Source organism: Prevotella sp. P3-122 (assembly GCF_002251365.1).
GTDB lineage: Bacteria > Bacteroidota > Bacteroidia > Bacteroidales > Bacteroidaceae > Prevotella.
The window spans coordinates 80349-100742 of record NZ_NPJH01000030.1 but is presented as its reverse complement, the minus strand read 5'-3'; the positions used below and the strand labels follow the sequence as shown (position 1 = coordinate 100742).

Below are 20394 nucleotides of genomic sequence, written 5' to 3'. Positions count from 1 at the left end.
TATACCCAGGGTGCCGCTACGCTTTACCCTGGGCTGTGCGCTTCTGCGCTTACAGCGCGTGCAGCCTGCGGTATTCGCTGAACATTTATTGCAGAGTGTTAAGAGGGACTAAGATCTAAGGACTAAGGTCGAAGGTCTAAGGACTAAGGTCTAAGGTCGAAGGACTAAGGTAAAAGGTCTAAGGTCGAAGGTTATTCACCTGCTTCTTTCCATTTTTTATGTATACGCCTTTGTAATTGCCATGTTTCCTGATGCCTGAGAGAGTATAGGCGGGGGAGGATACTTGTGGGTTGATGGTTTGTAGGGTGACGGCAGTTGATGTTATAAAGTCATCAATGGAGCTTTCGAAACCAATGTAGTCTATGGTTGAAGTACCTGTTGTGGATGTCAGTCCGAAGATGGTCATACCGTTGCAGATGCTGAACCTCTGTCCGGTGTTGTTAGCATCAAGTCCGCTTGCCGTCATGTCCCATGCTATTACTTGCTTGTAGGTTTTTGTTTCGCCATTGCTGATGGTAACGGTGGCTGTTCGTGTGGGAGCCACGCTGGTTCCCTTGTTTATGCCGTTGAGCCACCACAGGTATGATTTTCCTGCCAGCAGGCTGAGATTGGTTCCGCGTACAACCAGGTATTTGCGTGCTGGGGTCAGTGTGTAGTCGGTATTGGCATGATTGAGGCCGAGGCAGACGTTGTTGGCGCCTGTCCCAGCCTTTAAAGTAATAGTGTTATTAATGTCATCGTAGGTTATGTTCGCCTGTGGCACGCGCGCCTCGTCACCCGACCGCCAGTCCCTGGCTCTGAAGACATAGTCGTGGGCATCGTAGCCGCTGACAAGCCGCAGATAGTATAGGCCTGGGCAGAGGGTTGCCTGCGATGCCACAATCTTGAATGTAATGGACGTCTTGCCGTTTCCCTCAGCATCAGTCATCACCTCTGCTGGTATGGGGAACTCTATGTTGAAGAAGCCTTTGTCGTCCGAACCCTTTATTGTCTCAGGAATGGTGATTGTGCCAATGGACTGTCCGTCGATGTAAACAGTTGCGCTGCGTCCCTTGTCGGCAACGGTGAAGCGGCACATCACGGCCATGCTGTCAGTACGGCCAGAAGGGTTGGCAAGGGTGTACTGTATGAATTCTCCAGCGCGTGCGTCACGGTAGGTCTCACCGTTGTAGTTTCCCGATGTCGAGCCTGTGCTGTAGAGTGCGTCGTGTCCAGCCTCACTCTGCTGCTCACCAGTCGCAACGAAGTCTATGGTGCGGCTGTTTATGGCCTCTTCCTCAGCATCCTTTTGCCCCATGTCGCTATTGGCGTAGTTTTCCTCAGTCTGCTGATACCAGTAGCATGAGTATCGTGAGTGATGAATGGTATGGAAGGGCTGTAGTGTAAGCCATGACTTTGTGCCCTGCGGTCCTTCGAATGTGGAGTTGCCCTCCCTTGTGCAGTCTATGGCAAAAGTTAGCTTCCCGGCATCTATTGTCTTTATCCTGTTCAGAACGTCGGCTCTCTCGCCAATGAGCAATGGTGCTGACGACAGTGACTTCATGGTCGCCATGCTGCCTGGAGCGTGGTCCATACGTCCCTCACCACCATATTCGTTCTGCAGTTTCTCGTACTCAAGTCCTGTTGCTGTTGCCTCCTCCTCTGTTGCTGCAGTAGTCTTTGCTGCCAACAGCACCGGGCCATACTTGAATGCGATATAGTCTGGATAGTCGGGGCATGGCTCTATGCGCATGGTCATGGGAAGCTTAACGCTAATGACATCTCCGGCCTGCCAAGAGCGCGACACCCTGACATACGATGCCACACCTGCAGTTACCTCGGCATCCTGCTGTATGCCGTTCACCTCTACCGAGAAACCTTCTGTCGCCCATGACGGATGCCGTAGGGCAACGGTGTAGGTTCCGGCCTTGTTTATCGTAATGGTTGACTGCTGGCCGTATGGGAATTCAGTCTGCTGCTTCAGGCCGAATTTGTCGTTCTGCAGCTCGCTGGCGGTGTATAGGTTGACGTATATGACGCTGTCGCCCTGATGAGTGTATATAAAGTGTGCGTATTTGCTGTGGTTCTCCATACCCGTGCCTACGCAGCACCACATGCCCTGATTAACTTGTGAGTATACGCGGTAGCTCTGTGGCCGTAGCGATGTGAAATACACATATCCTCCTGTCTCGGGGTCTTGTGTTGACAGTATGTGGTTCCACATGGTCTGCTCATAGAAGTCGGCATATCTTGCGTCATGTGTTCTGTCGAAAAGCATTTCCGAGAGTTTCAGCATGTTGTTGGAGTTGCAGCTCTCAGGACCGTCAAGGTTGGTCACATACTGCTCTCCCTTGCTGTGTGCGAGGAAGTGCTCGGAGACGCTGTTGCCACCTATGCATACGGTGCGGTTGTCGGCAACATCGCTCCAGAAGTTGCGTGCCGCCGTGGCCAGTCTGGCGTTGTCGCCCGTTGTCAGTGCTGCAATACGCTCGAAGCCTATGAACTTAGGTACCTGAGTGTTGGCATGCTGACCGTCGAGGAAAGTGCGGCTGTAGCTCTGACTGGTGCCCTGCATACCGTTCACCTCATAGGCGTGGCAGTATTTTTGTGCGACTTCGAGCCATTTGCTGTCGCCAAAGATATGGTAGGCATCGGCCAGCACCTCGTTCATACCTCCGTGTTCCCATCCGAGGACGTTCTGCATGTCGGAGTATGACAACTTCGACACTACGTCGGCACTCCATTGGCACAACTTCCTGAAACATTCCTTCGCCATTTCGTTGCCTGCATATATCCATGCATCGCGGAGTCCGGCCAGCACCTTGTGCTCGCAATAGAATGGCACCCATCCGCCATATTTTCTGAATTCTGTGAGGTCGTTGGCGTAGAGTCCCGTCCATATCTGGTTTATGGGCTGTCCGCCAATAAAGCCTTTCAGTCCGTTTGAGTTGTCATCAAATGCCTCTTGGCAGTCGTTAAGTATAGTTATGCAATAGTCGAGCCTGTCCTTGAGCTGTCCGCGAAGGTTCTCGTCGCTTATGGCCGAATATGCCATGGCGAGGGCTGTCAGATAGTGTCCTCCTACATGCCCATCAAGTGACCAGCTGTCGAGTCCCCAGTTGGGGAACGACGGATGGGTGGTTGTCCATCCTTGGTATTTGGAGCCCGCCTTGTCGAGTCCGGCTTGACGGATAAACGGCGTCATCAGCCTGTCGGCATCGTAGTCCAGGAGCAACCGCGCGTTGCGGTACATGGCGGTGGCAAACGGACTCTCGCCCAGACGCACCTCGCTCAAGTCGAAATGCTGGTCGTAGAGTTTGCTCTGGGCATAAGAGACAGATGGGGTGGAAAGCCAGCCGGCTATTGCCATGGCGGCAGCAAGAACAGAATGTTTCTTCATCATATATTGTTTAGTTAGGATGTTGTATTGGTTAGTATCTATGTCGTTTATAAATTCTTCTGCAAATTTACACAAAATAACCGGTAAAAAAGTATTTATATCATTTTTTTCAGAAGAATAACTATAGGCACAATAAGTATGCGCCATTACATACAAAACATTATTTGATTTCTGTGTACACATGTTTGCCACAGAGAGTACTGCAAAGAGTAGAAATAGAATTGATATTTTCATCTGTTTTGTAGGGTGTACAGTTTGATGTGCAAATATCAATAACAACGCTCTAAACCAAAGGTCGCCGGCTGAACCAAAGGCAAAGGAAAGGCAAAGGAAAGGCAAAGTCTTCCTATATCTACCGCATTGAGGAGGGCTTGCTGTTTTGCATCAAAGCCATTCAGGACTATGCCTATTCAGGTTTCGGAGGTCGTGGCGGCAAGCATGGTGACATCTTCTGGGACAATGAGTCATACGCCATCAAGCAATACCTGAAGATGTTTGCCGAACTTGCCAGTGCCACCTTGAAGCAGGAAGCGGAGCGTTTTGTCTGGCTGGCAAGCACCTTGGGCAGGTTCTTCGACGAGCGAAGCGGCAAAGCCGAGCGCAATGCCAACGAGCTCAGACGTGCCGACCATGAAGACCACGACATTGCCGATGGCAGATACGATGGACGAATACAGAAGTTCCAGCAAGGGATGTCAAGGTGACTAAGATAATTCCTCGTAGAGTAGATACAAGCAGGGGGAGTATCACATAATGACAACTCCCCCTGCATACGTTTGTTTTACTTCTTCTTGATCGTAAACTCCACCTTTTGTATTCCGCGCTTATAAACATTGCAGAGAACAAGGCCGTAGTGCAGCGTGTCGGCGTTGGCCGAAACTTCTGTGCTGCTTGCTTGTCGTTCCATTTCTGTCTTTTGTGCAGATTGGCGGCAAGAGGCAAGGGAGAGGGCAGCAAGCATCGCATAGGCGAGTATCCAAATCTTCGTTGTTCTCATTTGCTTTATAAATTTTTATATGCTTTTTATTCGGCCTTAAAGATGATGTGCATATAGTTGCCCTCTGAGCCAAATTGTTGGATAAGCGTCGGGCCGTCGTAGATGGATTTCAGTTGGAGGACTATGCCGTTTTCGGCAAGAGGGCGGAATGCTCTCGGCTGTTTCAGTTCGTCCTCAGTAAACGTGTAATACTGGCTGTTGTTGTCAAACTCCACGCGGATGTGGTGTTCTGCACCGCTATAGTTCAACTGTAGCAGCATGACGTTGGGGATGAAGGCCCATTTGATGTGCGAATAGTCCGTATCGTAGTCGAAGCCGTAGCGGGCGGTGATGGCCTGCGGAGAAGCCTCGGCAAGTGCATGGCTCAACTCTTCGTCCGCATCCACGACCTTTGTAATCAGAGACACTGGGAAGTCTTGAAAGAATACGTGCAGCATCTTATTGTTGGACACATCAACCTGTACGCCGTTGAAGGTTTCGCTGTGGGCTTCCGTTACGCGCCGTCCTTCCTCGTTTATCCATTCTTTGCAATCCTTGTTTTTGTAAATAATGATATACTGACCGGGATATTCGCCGGAAATATTTTGCGCGTAGGTTTCCTTTTGCTCGTTCGTCAGCCGTTTCTCCCAATGGTCATCGCTGCTGCAAGAGGCGATGGAGAAGGCAGCAAGCATCGCAAAGGCGAGTCTCCAAATCTTCATTGTTTTCATTGAATATGATTATATGTTCTGTAATGTTCTACTATAATAAACGCTAGAAGTCAGACAATATTACACCACTGGGCGTTATCTGTTCTTAAAAAGAGGAATGGCAGCGTTAGCACAAGGCCGACGACTGCCCATCAAAACGAGGGAGATTTATAGTCGGTTCTTTTCGTCATTACCTGCACCAGTGCCCTTGTACTTACTTCGTTTAGCGTTGAAGTTGTAGGTTACTTGTAGTGAAATGCTGCGAGTATAGTTGTAGCAGTCCTTTGAACTCTCTGCCCCCTGACCATACATCGTCCAGCGTTCACGCCAAGTCTTGAAGATGTCAGAAGCCATAAGATAGACTACCCACGTGTCTTTTGCAAATGATTTGCGCAGGGTAAAGTCGACGAGAAGCCCTTCACGCTTCATACGGAAACCGCCGTACTGGCGAGTAACGCCTTGCAAGGACAGGGTGGCCATCAATGATTCGGTGAACGCGCAGCGGTTATTGAATCTGAAACCAAAGCCTGGTTTGCTGAGGGCTTCGCGTGAACCATAGCCCTGCGTGTCGAAGAACTGCTGCTGGTAGTTCACCTCTACCATTGGCTGGTACTTGCCGAATCGCGGTGAGAGTGAGATGGAGGCAAAGAGCATCTGCTGGTGGTCGAAATTTCTGTTGGTAGTATAGGCAATCTCCTGTTGTCCGAGCAGCGAATTGGTCCACACCATTTCGTCCTTCACATACTTATGTCCGAGGGAGGCGTACACCCACTTGTAGATAAGGCTAGCCTCTGTATTATAAACACGTTCTGGCAGCAGCGACGGATTACCCCCTTCGTACAGGTAACGATTGTCATACTGCATATAGTTGCTCAGGCTTCTATAGCTGGGGCGGTGCATCTTTTCGGTGGCATTAAGTTGCAGGCTCCACTCGCCCCGTTGCCATGAAAGCGAGAGATTGGGAAATACGTTGTTATAACGTCGGCTGACATCGTTCTGTCTTACGCCCTCTGAGAAATAATCTCGGACGACATTTTCGTAGCGGATGCCTACCCCTATGCTCCAACGCTTCAGCGACTGGGCGTACTGGGCAACCCCGGATAAATTACGCTCGTGAATATCCGTCTCAGAAGAGGGTACGTACTGCTCCAGATTACGAAACAGGCCATGAGACTTGGTTTTTGACATTTCAGTTCCAAATGACAGTTTACCACCCAGCAGCGGATAGTCGAACATCAGTTTGGCTGCATAGACCTGGCTATGCTGACGGCTGTCGGAGTGAACGTTGCGACTGCCCAGTTCGATACTTGTTTCAACTGCTTCATCATCTCTTCCACTGCGGTAGTTGAAATATGAGCCGTTGAAATCAATCCCAAGTTTGCCCATCTTTCCCACATAGTAGATATTGGCCGTGTGCCGCTGGTAGTCACTCTCAACAACTTCCGTCATATCCACGATGCCTTCCGGCTGGTTGTTTCGCAGAATGGTCTGATGACTGCTGCCCTTTAAGCGGCCATGCAAGCTTCCGTAATACCGATACGAAGCCCCAATGGAGTTGCTGTCATTAACGTAATAATCGGAGGCAAAATATTCCGATAGAGCCGTACTGCTCATCTCAACAGGGATTTTCTGGCTGATGTGAATTTTATTCTCGTCAGTATAAAGATTTATATCAAGTTGATTGTCCTCACCGCTTTTATCCGCATCAACATACGTACTGTTGATAAACTCAAATTTCTTCGTCTGATATTTCAAGGTCAGTTGGTCGAAGCCCGACATCCATTTGTTGTATGAACCGTATGCATCGTTACGTATGCTGAATCCGCTTGATTGACGGCGCTTCGTCTTAATACGGATGACAGCCTCCACCTCGGCATCGTATTCCGCTCCAGGGTTAGTGATGACTTCTATTGACTTAATGTCTTCCGATTTCAATTCGCGCAGTTCCTGACTGTTCGTCATGCGCTTGTTGTTGATATAGATGAGCGGTGCACCCTTGCCAAATACGGTGACGGCATCATTGTTCACTGACACACGCGGCAGTTGGCTGAGCACATCAAATGCCGTTCCCATTTTAGCAAGGATAGTGTTTTCGATTGCAACTTCCATGCCACCATTGGTCATCTTCATTGTTGGCTTGTAGCCCTTCACGGTCACGGCATTCAAAGTGTAGTTGTCTGGCTGTAAGCGAATAGTACCTACTTCGGGCTGGTTACATATCTTGAATATGGTCTTGTAACCGACGTATGAAATGCGGGCAAGAACTTTATCTTGTTCGTATGGAATAGCGAAGTAGCCACTTTCATTCGAAACGCCACCGCCAAGGAGGGTGCTGTCGGCAAGGTTTAGAATGGCAACATTAGCGTATGCCAACGGCAATCCTTGTTCGTCGATGATGGTGCCCTTCAGGTGGCGGTCGGTCTTGTGGGTACACTCCACATAGATTTCTCGGTCGTCGGGTTTCACTGTCATGCGGACGGGATAGAAGCCTATCATCTGCTGGATGGCATCGGGCAGACGCTTGTTCTTGATGGTGGCTGTGATGCGGAAGTCCTCCAGCTCGTTGTAGAGGAAGTTGACGATGTATTCCGTCTGCTCGTTGTTCAACTGGAGCAGGGCCTTGCTGAGCGACACATTATTATATGTATGCGTGACACGCTGGGCGAAGGTGCCAAGTGGCATGCAGAGGATGCAGGCCACGAGCGTCAGAGTATATAGCGTATGTCTCATTTTACTACCAATGTTTTGTCTTCTCCCTGATATTTGTCTGACATTTGCAGTTATGGATGGGGCAGCGTCAGCACAAGGCCGACGACTGCCCATCGAAACGAGAGAGAGTTATAGTCGGTTACGTTCACTTTGTCCTGCATGGCTACCCTTGTATCTGCTCTTCGTGGCATTGAACCGCCAAGATACATTGAACCCAATTCGACGGGCATCGCGATAAAGACGAAAGATATTTCTGTACCCTATACCGCCATATGCCGTTCCTTCGTCGTATTTAGTGCGCAAGATGTCACTGGCGACGAGGGCTACATTGAGGCTTTTGTCCCGCAGGAATTGTTTGCTAAGGCGGAGGTCGAGACTTCCAGTTGTCTTGTTTATCCAATAGGCTGACTTCTGATAGGGCGTGATGCTTCCCGTTACATTCAGCATCCATGCGTGAGGCAGGGTAAAAGTGTTGTCGAACGTGAAGTCAGTCATCAGTCCGTGCCAGTTGTGGGCAATGCCCAACTCCCCGTAATCATGGTCTTGCACAGCGAACTCTGCTGAATAGTTCATCTGCCAGATGCCGATTTTGGGTGTGGCGTTGAGAACTATCATGTAGTACTGTGTCTTTGGAACGGTGCGGAAGTCGGTTAGAATCGCACCAGGATGGTTGACATCGTCGTAGGTAGAACGTATAGAGTGATATACATTTTCCTGATACCCGTAAATGGCTTCGGCGTATATCCACTTCCACTGCGATTTCCACTCAACACGATGGTTGGTTTGGGGCTGAAGGAAAGGGTTGCCACTATTGTATTCATACTTACTGGTATAGGTGACTGCCGATGACAGGATGGAATATGGCGGGTTGTTTCGTGTACACTGGTAGGAGAGCGAATGGGTCCAAAGTGAGTGCTGATAACTGATGGACAACCGGGGTATCAACACGTGGTAGTTAGGACTCATCTCGTCGTTGCGCACACCGTCAAGTTCGTAACGGTTGTGCTCATTCTGCCAGCGCAGCCCTGCATTGACGGAGAGGCTCCCCACTTTTAGCGAGTAATTGGCAAAAACGCTCCAGATAGCAGTTTGCTGTCGGATGTGGTTGTCGGCAGAGAAGCCGCTTTGGGTGAAGTCGCTGGTGCGGTCAACGGTGGATGCCTCCTCTCCAAAGGTTAGCTTGCCAATGGGAACAGGGGCTGTGATGACCAGTTTCTCGGCAATCAGTTGGTTCTTCGTGGCCGTACTGCTGCTAACGGGTGTCTCGCCCTCTGTGCCTCCGCTCATCTCGTTTTGGGAATGGGCATTGTAATAGTCTGCACTGAAATCCACCTTCCACTTCCCGATTTCTCCGATATAATAGGCATTGATACTATGCTTTAACTTAGGCTTAGTCAGCGTCGTTGTCGTACTATGCCCTTCGTCCCACATCATACCGTCCTGCATGGTTTGCATGTCATTGGCGCAGATATACTTTCGGTCGCCGATATAGTTGTTGGCCGTATAGGTAAAGCCAATGGAATGGTGGTCGTTGATTTCCCAGTTCCATCCGAGGTCGGCAAAATAGTATTTCATCTGATACTTGTATTCCTCTTCTTTTCGATGGTTCCAAATGGACGATGCCTGCAATTGTTCGTCTGTTGTTTTTACCGTCTGTGTGTTGTTGTCTGTCAGGTAACCTCGAACGAAGAAGTCCATACCGTTCCGTAGGCGATAGTTCAGGGCAGCATTGGCACTCTCATAATGTTCGTACCCTTGTCGGTAAGCACCAGAGAAGTTGCCGCTCCAGCCTTCGCCTGTGCGACGGACAGTCTTGATGCGGATTACCGACGAGACAGCGGCGTCATATTCAGTTCCTGGCTGTGTGATAATATCTACCGACTTGACCTCATCTGCTCGCAGACGCTCTAATTCGTCCTCTCCTCTCACTTTCTTGTTGTTGATGTAGATTTCGGGCTTTCCATGACCTGCTATCTCGCCGTTGCTCATCATCAAGGGCAGATGGGTGAGCATTTCGTTGGCAGAACCGAATTGCTCCAAAGGAGTGCCTTGAATCGAGACCTGCAGGCCCCTGACTGTTGAAGTATATAGCAGCCTATGACTTTTCACGGTAACTCCTTTTAATGTATAGTTATCTGGCTGCATCCGAATTGTCCCCACCTCGGCCTTATCGCAGAGTCTGTAGACGGTCTTGTAACCGACGTAGGAGATACGGGCGATCACGGTGGGCTGTTCGTAGGGAATAGCAAAGTAACCGCTTTCGTTGCTGACACCACCGCTAAGCAGCGTGGAGTCGGCAGGATTGAGGATGGCAATGTTGGCGTAGGCCACAGGCTGGCCCTGTTCATCAATGATGGTTCCCGTCAAGTGGCGATCTGTCTTGTGGGTACACTCCACATAGATTTCGTGGTCATCGGGTTTCACGGTCATACGAACTGGGTAGAAGCCTATCATCTGCTGGATGGCATCGGGCAGTTTCTTATTCTTGATGGTGGCTGTGATGCGGAAGTCCTCCAGTTCGTTGTAGAGGAAGTTGACGACGTATTCCGTCTGCTCGTTGTTCAACTGGAGCAGGGCCTCGCTGAGCGTCACATTATTATATGTATGCGTGACACGCTGGGCGAAGGTGCCAAGTGGCATGCAGAGGATGCAGGCCACGAGCGTCAGAGTATATAGCGTACGTCTCATTTTACTACCAATGTTTTGTCTTCCATGCCGATGTTCACGGCCTCGAAGGTGTTCAACTTTTCTACAACACGCGAGAGACTGTCTTCACGTTTCCATACAAAGTGGAAACGAAGGTGGCGGTCCGCTTCATTCTCAAACTTCACGCCGACACCGTGGGCTGTAGCAATGGCTGTGAGCATGGAGTCGAGTGGCACATTGTTGAAGATGTATGGCTCAACGGAAATTGTGTCGGCCTGAACCGTATCTGCTGGCAGGGAAGTGACTGGATTAATGTCTGTCGTTTTCTCTGTTGTGGGCTGTTGCGGTTTGGGCGTGCTGATATTTCGCACAACTTGGATAGCGGCAAAGGCAATGCCCGAAACCAGGAGTACACCGATGAAGGATGCAGCTATCTTGCGAGGTGCGAGGTAAGCGCGAAGACGGGGCTTATATTCTCCTTCGTCGAGGATTTCCAACTGACTTTCGTCTTCTTCCTCCTTGCAAGGCATAGTGCAAGCAAGCTTGCCCTCTGCCCTTGCTGCGTTCGTCAGTTCTTCTGAATGGCTGGCTGCAAACTTCTCCCATTCGGCATCCACATCTGGGGTGTCGTTTTTAAGCGCGTCGTGCTTGAAGGCACGCTTGGCAAATCCAAGTTGCTGCACGAGGTGACGCATCTCGTCTTCGGCGAGTATCTGCTGCAACTGCTCGTCGGTCAGTTGCTCAGGGTGGTCTTGCAATTCCAGAAGCCACTCTATACGCTGTTGCATTTCATGCGACTTTTTCCTTGCCTCGGCATAGTCCATACGAGCATGGCCTCTGCTCTCGTCTTCATGAAAACGTTCTTCGGTCATCATATTGCTTTTGAGTTTGAATTAAAATACTTTCTTATTTTCTCCACAGTCTGCTTCAGGTGGGTGTGGACGGTCTGACGGCTGACGTTCAGCGCTCCGGCCACTTCCTGGCAGGTCATCTCCTTTAGGTAGCGCAATCGGAAGATTTGCTGCTCTAACGACGAGAGGTTTTCCCGCACGTAGCGCATCAGTTCTTCCATCCGCATTTGCTCTTCCACCAGATTGTCGCTAACAGGTGTATCAGTGCCCTCGGTAAGCAGGCGTGCAAAGCGTTCTTGCACCTGTTTGTGCTGCAACATATTCAGACAGCGATGGCGCACGCTCGCCAAGAGGAATGCCTTTGCGTTGTCTGCTCTCACAATGGTGCTACCGCTAAGCAGACTGGCGAACACATCGCTCACCACGTCCTTGCTCTCCGCTTCATCGAAGAGCAATGTGAGTGCCAGATGATACATCTGCGTGTAGTGTGTCTTGAACAGACTTTCGATTTGACTCCGTCCAATTCCTCCTCGCTCGGCAGAGTTGATGCGAACATCACTCTGCGCTCGCTCGTTCATCATTTCTTTTCGTGTCATACACTTATAATACAGTTCAGACGTAGAAAATGTAAAGCAGAAATGCGATTATTTTTCAATTCAAACTCAATTTTTCTATTGTTGGGGCGTTTTTTTTTCAATCAAATCGGGCGAGGATGTGCTGTTTCCCATCCTCGCCCGTCTTGTATAATTGTATCGTACGGTTCCATACGCGAGCGTGATGACTTCAGTTGTTTCTGGCAAAAGTGATAATCGTCATCCATGAGTTAAAGACAGGCACTCCCAGGGAGAACTCTTGTGCTGTCTTCTTTCGAATCTGGTTGCTCCTGATGTTATCGTATATCCTTGTCAGCACACCTAATGGAAGTCTTTGTATAATGTGCCATAATAAAACAAAACGACCCGCACATTTGAGCATCATGGAGAGGCTTGGCGGGTTTTAATGAGAGCAAAGGTACTGCTTTAAGTTGGAATAACCAATTTTTTTATGTGGAAAGTTCTTATACTTCAGATTCCAATTTGGAAGAAAAAGAGCTTTTTGAGCTAATCGATAAGCTGCCTTCCGGATACCGCAACGTGTTCAGAATGGCTGTCATTGATGGCTTTTCGCATAAAGAAATAGCTGAAAAGCTTGGTATTGAGCCACACAGTTCATCATCACAATTGACAAGAGCAAAGGTGTTGTTGCGCAGCATGATAAACAGGCGAATGCTGGCTGTCATTTCCATATTGCTCGTCAGCATACCAATATATAAGTTTTGGAAAAGAAGTACGGAAAATGAGCAACATCCTGTAACCAATATAAATAATGCTGCCAAGGGAAAACGTTCTGTTGATCGTGAAATTGTGCAGCCAACTACCCAATCTTCTGTGGTTGACAAGAATATATTAGCAACGGCAAGTCCAGGCAAAATGAAATTACCGGATTACGTTATTGTTGATTCTGTTGGCATTCAAACAGATCATGAAACTGATTATGAAAAGACTGATTCGGCAATCAATGTTGTAATAGCAATAGAAAAAGATACCGTATCACTCGATACAATGAAACAGGTTGTTCCTAAGTTAGAAGAATTTATAGCAAAGCAAGTGGCTTCAAATTACGAAAGCAAGTGGCAACTACTTGCCATGGGCTCTTTGGGTTCTGCATTGGCTCAGACTGCTTATAAGATGCTTGTTGGCAATAAGGGAGAAGATATTACTGATGGTCCTCAGCCTTCAGGTCCACAAATGTTTTCAACTTGGGAGGAATATTCTCAGTATTTACAGCAGAATGCGCATGGCAATATGTCGGAGGCAGAAAAGGCTCTTATGGAAATTGCCATCAATAACACGAACAACATCAACAACATTAAAAACGGTGGAAAAATCGTAGAGCATGAGTATCATGACAAACCAATCACATTTGGATTGTCCATGACTAAGACTATCAATAGAAATTTGAACGTAGAGACTGGTCTTCAATACTCCCTACTGAAGTCTGAATTCATATTGGGTGAGGATGACTACTATGTACAAAAGCGACAGAAAATCCATTACTTGGGTATTCCATTACGCTTGTCATACAAGTGGTTGAGCGCAAACAGGTGGACAGCATACACTTCCGCAGGTATCATCCTGAACATACCTTTATCTGGCAAGACAGATGAACAATATGTAACAGGAACTGTGACCCCATATTCAAATAGCTGGCATTTTACCCCACCATTCCAATGGACTGTTGGTACGGGTGTCGGATTACAATATAATTTTGCGGATAATTGGGGCGTTTATCTGGAACCAACATTCAGTTGGCACATACCTAATGGTAGTACTACTCGTACCATTTGGACAGAGCATTCATTTACCATTACCGTTCCATTCGGAATCAGATTCACATGGTAAAAACAATGCCTCATGCAGTCTTTGGAACTTTTGGTGTATCTTTAATGATAGAAGCACAAAAGTTTCTTATGACGCATGTACAAGACAAAAGACTATATACGAAATGGGGTTATGTACCTCAACAATATGTTACGTCCTCGGCACAAGATGCTGAGTACGTTAATGTTGTATTCCACAACAAAATGCCAATCTCGTTGCAAGCATTGCTCAATTTGGCAAAAACCAGTAGAGCATCTTTCTTTTAAAGACATCAGGGAAATTATGCGCAGTAAATGCATCTCTCAGCATACGGTAGTTGGATTGGAAGGTGGGGAGTTCCTGCTTCATCCTGAGGCAGATGTAATAATGGAGTGGTTTAAGGAGAACCATCCCAATTATACATTACTATCCAACTGCTTAAATCCCCAAAAAGTGATAGATGCCGTGAGAAAGTTTCATCCTGCTCATTTGTATGTATCTCTTGATGGTGATAAGGAAACATACAAGAGCATGAGAGGATGCAATGGGCATGATAAGGTAATAGAGGTTGTGAAAGCGGTGAGAGATGAGGTTCCTATCTCCCTCATGTTCTGCCTGTCACCCTGGAATTCCTTTTCTGATATGAGATATGTCATAGAGGTGGCAAAGGAATATGACATTGACGTGAGAATCGGAATTTATGGAACGATGGATTTCTTTGATACTACGGCAGAGCTTCTTTCTGTAGATTTTGAAAATTACATTCAAGATATACCTCAGAACATACATGATACAGAAGAAAATTTTGATTTTGTAGCCTTGTATGAAGAATGGCGAAACGGTAATCTCAAATTGCGTTGCCAAAGTATCTTTAGCGAATTGGTGATTCACTCGAATGGCGATGTTCCACTATGCCAGAATCTCGATGTGAAGCTTGGCAACATCCATACACATTCGCTGGATGATATATTCAATTCGAGATTCGCACATAAGGAGCAATGCAGATACTCGAAGGAATGCAATGCCTGTTGGATCAATTTCCATCGCAAATATGATTTGATATTGCTGCGAAACCTTGAAAGATTTCTGCCAAAAAAGATTATTCAAGTCGTTTACGGAAAATATCAATGGACAAACAACGTTAATGAAACATATAGGGAATACATAAATCGAATTAATAGCTAATGGAATATATAAAGAACATCATCGAACGTTATAAGCGGATAAGGAGCATGAGGCAGTTGAAGCAGATATATGGTGGCAATTATGCTTTTGTGGGCATTGGTAACCATAGTACAAATAATCTGTACCCTGTTCTGAACTATCTTCATGTTCCATTGAAATATATTTGCTGCAAGTCAGAAGACAAGTTACCGTTCATAGAAGCGGCTTATCCCAATGTCTGTGCGACAACATCTTTAGATGATATTTTGCATGATGATGACATTAAGGGCGTGTTTGTGTCGGTTTCTCCAAAATCTCATTTCACGATAGCTTCGGAGGTTATCAAGAGTGACAAGGCTCTATTTATAGAAAAGCCTCCATGCCAGAGTGAAGACGAACTGTTGCAACTAATCGGAATGAGAAAAGCGGCCGGCTTTCCGCAAGTAACTGTTGGATTGCAAAAGCGGAATGCCCCCGTCATCCGTATCCTAAAAAAGAAATTACAGAAGTGCAAGGGAAGAATGAGCTACAATCTCAAATATCTTACAGGGTCATATCCTGAAGGTGATGCGATGTTGGATCTTTTCGTTCATCCATTGGATTACGTGACGTTTCTATTCGGAAAGGCAGAAGTTAAGTTTGCTGGCTGGATAGAGCATCATACACTTATGTTGGTACTCGAACACGAAAAAGCTACAGGTGTTTTAGAACTGTCAACTGGTTATTCCTGGATGATGCAAAAGAGTGCATGACGGTAAACACTTCATCTGGTATCTTTGAAATGGAGCAGATGGAGAGTTTGATATATAAAGGTAAGCAATCTACGTTGATGGGCGTACCTATCGAGAAAGTCTATCAACAAAAGAGGGTCGATGTTAATTTATTCGACAGAAATAATTTCGTGCCAACTATCCGTAATAATCAGATAGTTACACAAGGCTACTTTGATACCATCAAAAGTTTTGTCGATGCTGTAGAGAAACGAAAGAGTTCCCCAGAACAATCGTTAGAAGCAATAATCGATACTTATAAGTTGATTGAGTCAATTCGTTCAATTCAAAATTAAAAATAGATATAGTTATGGTTAAACAAGTTGTATTTTTAGTTATGGCTGCTATGGCAATGGGAGCTTGTTCTACGGAACAGAATGTCATGGAGCAGGTAAGAATGAGTGATGTGGTAAACTCTGGCTGTATTTCTTCCTTCTCAGCAACAGAAAGTCGTCCTGAATATTATAAAGCAGAAAAAGAAAAGCCTACACAGATGTCGGTTTCTGTTGATGCAAAAGGTGTTGCTCATTTCGAAGTGGCAGGTCTCCAAGCCAATTGTGCGGTAAATGGGTTTCAACCGCAAGTATATTCACAAGACGGAGAAATCCGTATAGTATTGATTCCTTTGGGGGATTCCACGATTGAGGCAGATTGTATGTGCAACTACAATGTGAGTTTTAAGCTGTCAAATTTAACAACTGACGGTTATCATTTGGCTGTCTATCTCTCTGATTTCGCAGGCAAATATGATTCAACCCAACCACTTTATGAAGGAAAAGCCTCTTTTCTGCCCAACAAAAGTATAGAGATAGAGTTAAAGTAAGCAACAAAGTCCTTTCTGTTTTTGCCAACAGAAAGGACTTTATGCTATTACTATTTACCACAATGCCACTTTTCCTGCGATGCCCAAGTCTATGGTTGCAGTTACAACACCAAGAGCCTTGAAAACTCTTCTCATTGTTGGGATGGTTATGCTATAACCTCTTTCCAAGCGAGAAATCTGCGCTCTTTTCACACCGATACGCTCACCCAACTGTTCTTGGGTCAAGTTCTGTTCAATACGAGCTTTCTTGATGGCTTCTCCCAAACGATAAGCATGCAACGCATCATCCACATCACTTTCAAAAGCGTCACGTTTTGGAGTGCCTATTTTACCGAAATGCTTGTCAAGAACATCATCCAATGGAGTAAGATTCATCTGTGCCATAATTACTTGTTTTTGAAATATTCTTTTCTGATTGCTTCTGCTTTCGCAATTTCCTTACTTGGTGTCTTTTGAGTTTTCTTGATGATACCGTGAGTGGCAATCACCAATGTCTCTTTGTCCCTATCCCAAAAGGCAAAAAGCCGATAAGCAGTCTTATTATATAATGTACGGAACTCCCATATCTCCGAATTTTCCAACTTCTTGAAAAGTTCCTTTTTGCGTTCTCCTCCTGCAATACGCTTGATGTTGTAGTATATCTTGTAAGATACCGTTTCGGGTAAACTCTCAATGAAGTCCTGTGCCTCGTCTGTCAAGACAAGTCGGAAGATATTTTGTGCCATATTATTCTTTTTGGTTGACAAAGATACTCATATTGTTTCGTAAAAAAGAAACATTAGCGATAAAAAGCCATCTTATGCTACATTTTTAACATTTTAGCTACATATAATTGCGCATCAAGAACTAACAGGCAAGTTGCGAAGTACATTTGTAAACTCAGTTGAAATTATCTAATCATAACTGAAAATAAATCATAAAAGATAAACTATATTTTTGCGAGCCGAAGTTTTTGTTGTACTTTTGCAACCGACAAGAGTTGTTTGACAAGCAAACGTATGCACATTGCAGAAATTAGAACCGTTGCTAAATCATTACCTCCATTGAGGTAAAACACTCATAAATCGCTCATTTTAAGCTATTCGGCAGATTTTAGCGTAATTTTTTCAGAAAAAAGCGGTGAGGACCAGCTTTTAAAATAAAAGCTGCCTAAGAAATCCCCTTTTTGCCACAAAGTGTTACCTCATCCTTTCTTTTCCTTACCTATTTGAATCAATATGAAACAAAGATCACGCAAAGCTTTGCAATCACCAACGCAAAGCTTTGCAATCACCAACGCAAAGCTTTGCAATCGCCAACGCAAAGCTTTGCAATTGCCAACGCAAAGCTTTGCATCTGTCCTCGCAAAGCATTGCATAGCGTAAAGGCGCTTTCATTTAGGAATCCTTCTTATGTATTTCCACTGAGCCAGAACATGACTCATAAAAAGAGAACGGGCAGTACGACCTCGGAAGGTAGTACTGCCCGTATGGTGTATTGGCGTATTATCTCACGTATTTCTTTCCGTTGCGTATGTATATACCCTTGGCGGCTGATACTGTTGACAACTTCCTGCCACTGAGGTCGTAGATGTCGCCGGACGTGGTGGAGAGGGTGGTTGTGACATTCTCAATGCCTGTCATGTCGGCCGTGTTCCATGTGATGCAGTCGTAGCCACTGCCAAGAAAGACGTTTTCAAGGTTGTAGAGGTAGGCGTAGATGGTACAGCTGTAGTCAGCGTCGAGTGCTTCGGAATAGTAAGGACCTATTGTGCTATTATAGTCTCCTCTGGCGCCAAGGTCCTATGTTCGTCCAGCTTTTACATAAGCCAGACGACAGTTAAATACAGAATACAGTCGGGCTAAACATTACCGCCCTATACCGATGAAGCTCTGATAGGGCTTGGCCTGAATACATGTCAAAGTACATTCTTTTCATAAATTACTCTCTTAAGTCTCAATGATGGCGCAAAGTTAAGAAATATATTTTAATACCGTAAACAAATAGCAACTAAATTTAAGGTTTTATTATCTAAAAGTTACAATTAAGCGGTTTTTAGAGACAGATTGACTCGTATAGCGTATAAAATTATGGAAATATTGTTTTTCAATCAATACTATCAGGAACCCACCTCCTACTATTAAAATAGGTATAAAAGAAACAAATAAAGAGAGAATTTGAAAATATTAGGTATAAATGTACATTTTGTCACTAAATGCGATATGCGAGAGGCATAAAAATCTTGTACAGACAATAATAATGTTTGAAAAAGTTTGGTGGTTTCCGAGATTATTGCTACTTTTGCAGCCGTAAAAGGAAGATTGGCAGAGTGACCGAATGCGCTGGACTCGAAATCCGGTATACCCTTTTCCGGGTATCGGGGGTTTGAATCCCTCATCTTCCGCAAAATAAATTGGGAAGTCACGGGGTGGCTTCCCAATTTTGTTTGTTAGCAGTTTGTTACCTTGCCAAGTTTTCGGTTGTCAATATAAAGGTATGAACTCAGTATAAATAATGTGTGGCGAAGATAGTCATGCTCTATTAGTTTCATTATAGCGAACCCTGATTTATATGTATTGTGACGGGGTTTTGTTTTTGTTTCTTCCATTCTTTCAGGAAGCCGAACCATTCCTTGTCGCTGTGGTAGCCGAAATCCTCGTTGTCGCTTGTGTATGTGAGCGAGTAGTGGAGGCGGTTGTCCTTGCATCCAATGACGTATGCGTAGTTGTCTTTGTTGGCCGGGATTTCCTGCTTGCGGTATTCGTCGGGCACGTATATTCCCAGTCCCACGGTCTCTCGTTTCCAGTTTATGGTGTCCTTGGTTCCCGCTGGCCAGTCGGTGCCCCAGCATCCTCTGAGTCCTTTTCTGTCGGTCAGCTCAACGGAGTTCTTTACATTGATGATGCCAGTAGAGAAATCGTATTCCTCCACGTTTCTGTTGAACGTGACGTCAACGTCGAAGTCACGGTGCCCGGCATAGAGCGTGTATCTTATCGTAGCATTCACCGGGCGGTCGCCTTTTCTGATGGTCCATCCGTTGTCCTCAACCTCCACGATAGTTCTCAGAGGTCCGGTAGCGACAATCCTCTGAGTTCTGCGCTCCACGTCCTCGAGCATGGCCGGAGCCTTGCCGTCCCATCCGCGTAATGCGCCGAGCCCGAAGGTGTTGCCCACCCACAGCACGTCGTCACCAAATCCCTGCGCCTTCTGTTCTTTTGTAGTATAGAACTGCGTTTGCTCTATCTCCAGTCCCTTGTGGAATTTGCCATACAGGTCTATGGTCTGTCTTTTGTCCATGTATATCCTCATTCCTATCAGATCGCTCTCGAAGGCCACGCCGTGGTGGTGCAGGACATTGTAGGGGTTGGTGGTTCTCTTGTCGATGGTTATAGACGACAGGTATATATCGTGCTTGTTCTTCTCCTTCACTGACGGGTTGCGCAACACTATCTCCGCAAAGGTCCTCGGAGTCCATTCCCTTGCCTGCGTCTTGTCGCTGAGAGTAACTGTCACAGTCTTTGTCTCCCGTCCCTTGAGGTTGGTGAGGAAACACAGCTCGTCGGCGTTGCCGTCTTTGTCGAGGTCGTCTATCTGGTATGGTATCTCCTTGCCGTCAGCGACAACAGTCGCCGACTTGGTGTCCGGCCATTCTTTCAGGCTTACTGTTGCGGGAACATCATTAAGCTCGCATTTCAGATTGTTCTTCAATGTCACCGTTACCGTTTGTTGCGCAAAAGCAACAGCTGCTGCCATCATAGAGATAGACAGGCATATAGTTTTTCTTCTCATAGTTTGTTTTGATATATACTTTGTTGTTCAACAGATAATATCACAAAGTTAATGGTTTTCCCGTAGAAATCAATTTCAACAAGACATTATTAATCAATATTTCAATAAAATAAACTTAATTTATGCTTTCGTGCCATTTTTTTTAATATTTTTAGCCTATAGTTTGCTGTTTACAATATTTTTTAGTACTTTTGCAACA

The 20394-nt window shown here is 46.2% G+C and carries 16 protein-coding genes, 1 tRNA gene and 1 pseudogene; 6 read left to right on the top strand and 12 right to left on the bottom strand.

The window, feature by feature from the left end:
• Window positions 1–178: 178 nt before the first annotated feature.
• Entirely contained in the window at window positions 179–3382 is a 3204-nt protein-coding gene (locus CIL02_RS05990; RefSeq protein WP_240513547.1) for a beta-L-arabinofuranosidase domain-containing protein, read from the bottom strand.
• Window positions 3383–3750: 368 nt separating this feature from the next.
• Here CIL02_RS05990 and CIL02_RS05985 point away from each other — a divergent pair, with 368 nt between their 5' ends.
• Window positions 3751–4083, top strand: a complete 333-nt coding sequence (locus CIL02_RS05985; RefSeq protein WP_094399900.1) for a hypothetical protein — start codon at window positions 3751–3753, stop codon at window positions 4081–4083.
• Window positions 4084–4160: 77 nt separating this feature from the next.
• On the opposite strand, the gene CIL02_RS05980 is transcribed toward CIL02_RS05985, so the two are convergent.
• From CIL02_RS05980 to CIL02_RS05950, 7 genes are all read right to left on the bottom strand, one after another.
• A complete protein-coding gene (locus tag CIL02_RS05980; protein ID WP_094399898.1) occupies window positions 4161–4376 on the bottom strand; it encodes a hypothetical protein in 216 nt (71 codons plus the stop codon).
• 26 nt (window positions 4377–4402) lie between these two features.
• Complete coding sequence (locus tag CIL02_RS05975) at window positions 4403–5077, bottom strand: DUF4840 domain-containing protein (RefSeq protein ID WP_170935025.1); 675 nt, start codon at window positions 5075–5077, stop codon at window positions 4403–4405.
• A 156-nt stretch (window positions 5078–5233) separates the two neighbouring features.
• The gene (locus CIL02_RS05970; RefSeq protein ID WP_240513545.1) at window positions 5234–7795 is read right to left on the bottom strand and encodes a TonB-dependent receptor domain-containing protein; all 2562 of its coding nucleotides are present in this window, start codon (window positions 7793–7795) and stop codon (window positions 5234–5236) included.
• A gap of 108 nt (window positions 7796–7903) precedes the next feature.
• Window positions 7904–10462 carry an outer membrane beta-barrel family protein gene (locus tag CIL02_RS05965; protein ID WP_094399893.1) on the bottom strand — a complete coding sequence of 853 codons (2559 nt, stop codon included), beginning with the start codon at window positions 10460–10462 and terminating at the stop codon, window positions 7904–7906.
• Entirely contained in the window at window positions 10459–11295 is an 837-nt protein-coding gene (locus CIL02_RS05960; protein ID WP_094399891.1) for a DUF4974 domain-containing protein, read from the bottom strand. The genes CIL02_RS05965 and CIL02_RS05960 overlap by 4 nt, the downstream gene beginning before the upstream one ends.
• Window positions 11292–11867, bottom strand: a complete 576-nt coding sequence (locus CIL02_RS05955; RefSeq protein ID WP_094399889.1) for a sigma-70 family RNA polymerase sigma factor — start codon at window positions 11865–11867, stop codon at window positions 11292–11294. The genes CIL02_RS05960 and CIL02_RS05955 overlap by 4 nt, the downstream gene beginning before the upstream one ends.
• A gap of 187 nt (window positions 11868–12054) precedes the next feature.
• A complete protein-coding gene (locus CIL02_RS05950) occupies window positions 12055–12246 on the bottom strand; it encodes an Abi family protein (protein WP_240513551.1) in 192 nt (63 codons plus the stop codon).
• 101 nt (window positions 12247–12347) lie between these two features.
• Between CIL02_RS05950 and CIL02_RS05945 the strand changes: the two genes are divergently transcribed.
• The 4 genes and pseudogenes from CIL02_RS05945 to CIL02_RS05930 all read left to right on the top strand — a co-directional run bounded on the left by CIL02_RS05945 (window position 12348) and on the right by CIL02_RS05930 (window position 16427).
• Window positions 12348–13712 carry a sigma factor-like helix-turn-helix DNA-binding protein gene (locus tag CIL02_RS05945; protein ID WP_240513544.1) on the top strand — a complete coding sequence of 455 codons (1365 nt, stop codon included), beginning with the start codon at window positions 12348–12350 and terminating at the stop codon, window positions 13710–13712.
• A 75-nt stretch (window positions 13713–13787) separates the two neighbouring features.
• Window positions 13788–14855: a radical SAM protein gene (locus CIL02_RS05940; RefSeq protein ID WP_094399883.1), complete on the top strand. Its 1068-nt coding sequence runs from the start codon at window positions 13788–13790 to the stop codon at window positions 14853–14855.
• A pseudogene (locus tag CIL02_RS05935) lies at window positions 14855–15900 on the top strand (Gfo/Idh/MocA family oxidoreductase). Before CIL02_RS05940 ends, CIL02_RS05935 begins: the two are co-directional and overlap by 1 nt.
• Window positions 15901–15914: 14 nt before the next feature.
• A complete protein-coding gene (locus CIL02_RS05930; protein WP_094399881.1) occupies window positions 15915–16427 on the top strand; it encodes a hypothetical protein in 513 nt (170 codons plus the stop codon).
• A 54-nt stretch (window positions 16428–16481) separates the two neighbouring features.
• On the opposite strand, the gene CIL02_RS05925 is transcribed toward CIL02_RS05930, so the two are convergent.
• From CIL02_RS05925 to CIL02_RS16290, 3 genes are all read right to left on the bottom strand, one after another.
• Complete coding sequence (locus tag CIL02_RS05925; protein ID WP_094399879.1) at window positions 16482–16811, bottom strand: helix-turn-helix transcriptional regulator; 330 nt, start codon at window positions 16809–16811, stop codon at window positions 16482–16484.
• A gap of 2 nt (window positions 16812–16813) precedes the next feature.
• On the bottom strand, window positions 16814–17152 hold the full coding sequence (locus CIL02_RS05920) for a type II toxin-antitoxin system RelE/ParE family toxin (RefSeq protein WP_094399877.1): 339 nt from the start codon (window positions 17150–17152) through the stop codon (window positions 16814–16816).
• A 759-nt stretch (window positions 17153–17911) separates the two neighbouring features.
• Window positions 17912–18049, bottom strand: coding sequence for a hypothetical protein (locus tag CIL02_RS16290; RefSeq protein WP_170935024.1), 138 nt, complete (start codon window positions 18047–18049; stop codon window positions 17912–17914).
• A gap of 672 nt (window positions 18050–18721) precedes the next feature.
• Between CIL02_RS16290 and CIL02_RS05915 the strand changes: the two genes are divergently transcribed.
• Window positions 18722–18810, top strand: a tRNA-Ser gene (locus CIL02_RS05915).
• Between the two features lie 146 nt (window positions 18811–18956).
• Here CIL02_RS05915 and CIL02_RS05910 read toward each other — a convergent pair.
• Complete coding sequence (locus CIL02_RS05910) at window positions 18957–20195, bottom strand: DUF4861 domain-containing protein (RefSeq protein WP_094399875.1); 1239 nt, start codon at window positions 20193–20195, stop codon at window positions 18957–18959.
• Window positions 20196–20394: the final 199 nt, after the last annotated feature.

What these genes read in the sequence shown, in the direction of transcription:
- CIL02_RS05990 (WP_240513547.1), bottom strand. Translation starts at nt 3,382, where the DNA reads ATGATGAAGAAACATTCTGTTCTTGCTGCCGCCATGGCAATAGCCGGC.
- CIL02_RS05980 (WP_094399898.1), bottom strand. Translation starts at nt 4,376, where the DNA reads ATGAGAACAACGAAGATTTGGATACTCGCCTATGCGATGCTTGCTGCC.
- CIL02_RS05975 (WP_170935025.1), bottom strand. Translation starts at nt 5,077, where the DNA reads ATGAAGATTTGGAGACTCGCCTTTGCGATGCTTGCTGCCTTCTCCATC.
- CIL02_RS05970 (WP_240513545.1), bottom strand. Translation starts at nt 7,795, where the DNA reads ATGAGACATACGCTATATACTCTGACGCTCGTGGCCTGCATCCTCTGC.
- CIL02_RS05965 (WP_094399893.1), bottom strand. Translation starts at nt 10,462, where the DNA reads ATGAGACGTACGCTATATACTCTGACGCTCGTGGCCTGCATCCTCTGC.
- CIL02_RS05960 (WP_094399891.1), bottom strand. Translation starts at nt 11,295, where the DNA reads ATGATGACCGAAGAACGTTTTCATGAAGACGAGAGCAGAGGCCATGCT.
- CIL02_RS05955 (WP_094399889.1), bottom strand. Translation starts at nt 11,867, where the DNA reads ATGACACGAAAAGAAATGATGAACGAGCGAGCGCAGAGTGATGTTCGC.
- CIL02_RS05950 (WP_240513551.1), bottom strand. Translation starts at nt 12,246, where the DNA reads ATGCTCAAATGTGCGGGTCGTTTTGTTTTATTATGGCACATTATACAA.
- CIL02_RS05940 (WP_094399883.1), top strand. Translation starts at nt 13,788, where the DNA reads ATGTACAAGACAAAAGACTATATACGAAATGGGGTTATGTACCTCAAC.
- CIL02_RS05930 (WP_094399881.1), top strand. Translation starts at nt 15,915, where the DNA reads ATGGTTAAACAAGTTGTATTTTTAGTTATGGCTGCTATGGCAATGGGA.
- CIL02_RS05925 (WP_094399879.1), bottom strand. Translation starts at nt 16,811, where the DNA reads ATGGCACAGATGAATCTTACTCCATTGGATGATGTTCTTGACAAGCAT.
- CIL02_RS05920 (WP_094399877.1), bottom strand. Translation starts at nt 17,152, where the DNA reads ATGGCACAAAATATCTTCCGACTTGTCTTGACAGACGAGGCACAGGAC.
- CIL02_RS16290 (WP_170935024.1), bottom strand. Translation starts at nt 18,049, where the DNA reads ATGACAGGCATTGAGAATGTCACAACCACCCTCTCCACCACGTCCGGC.
- CIL02_RS05910 (WP_094399875.1), bottom strand. Translation starts at nt 20,195, where the DNA reads ATGAGAAGAAAAACTATATGCCTGTCTATCTCTATGATGGCAGCAGCT.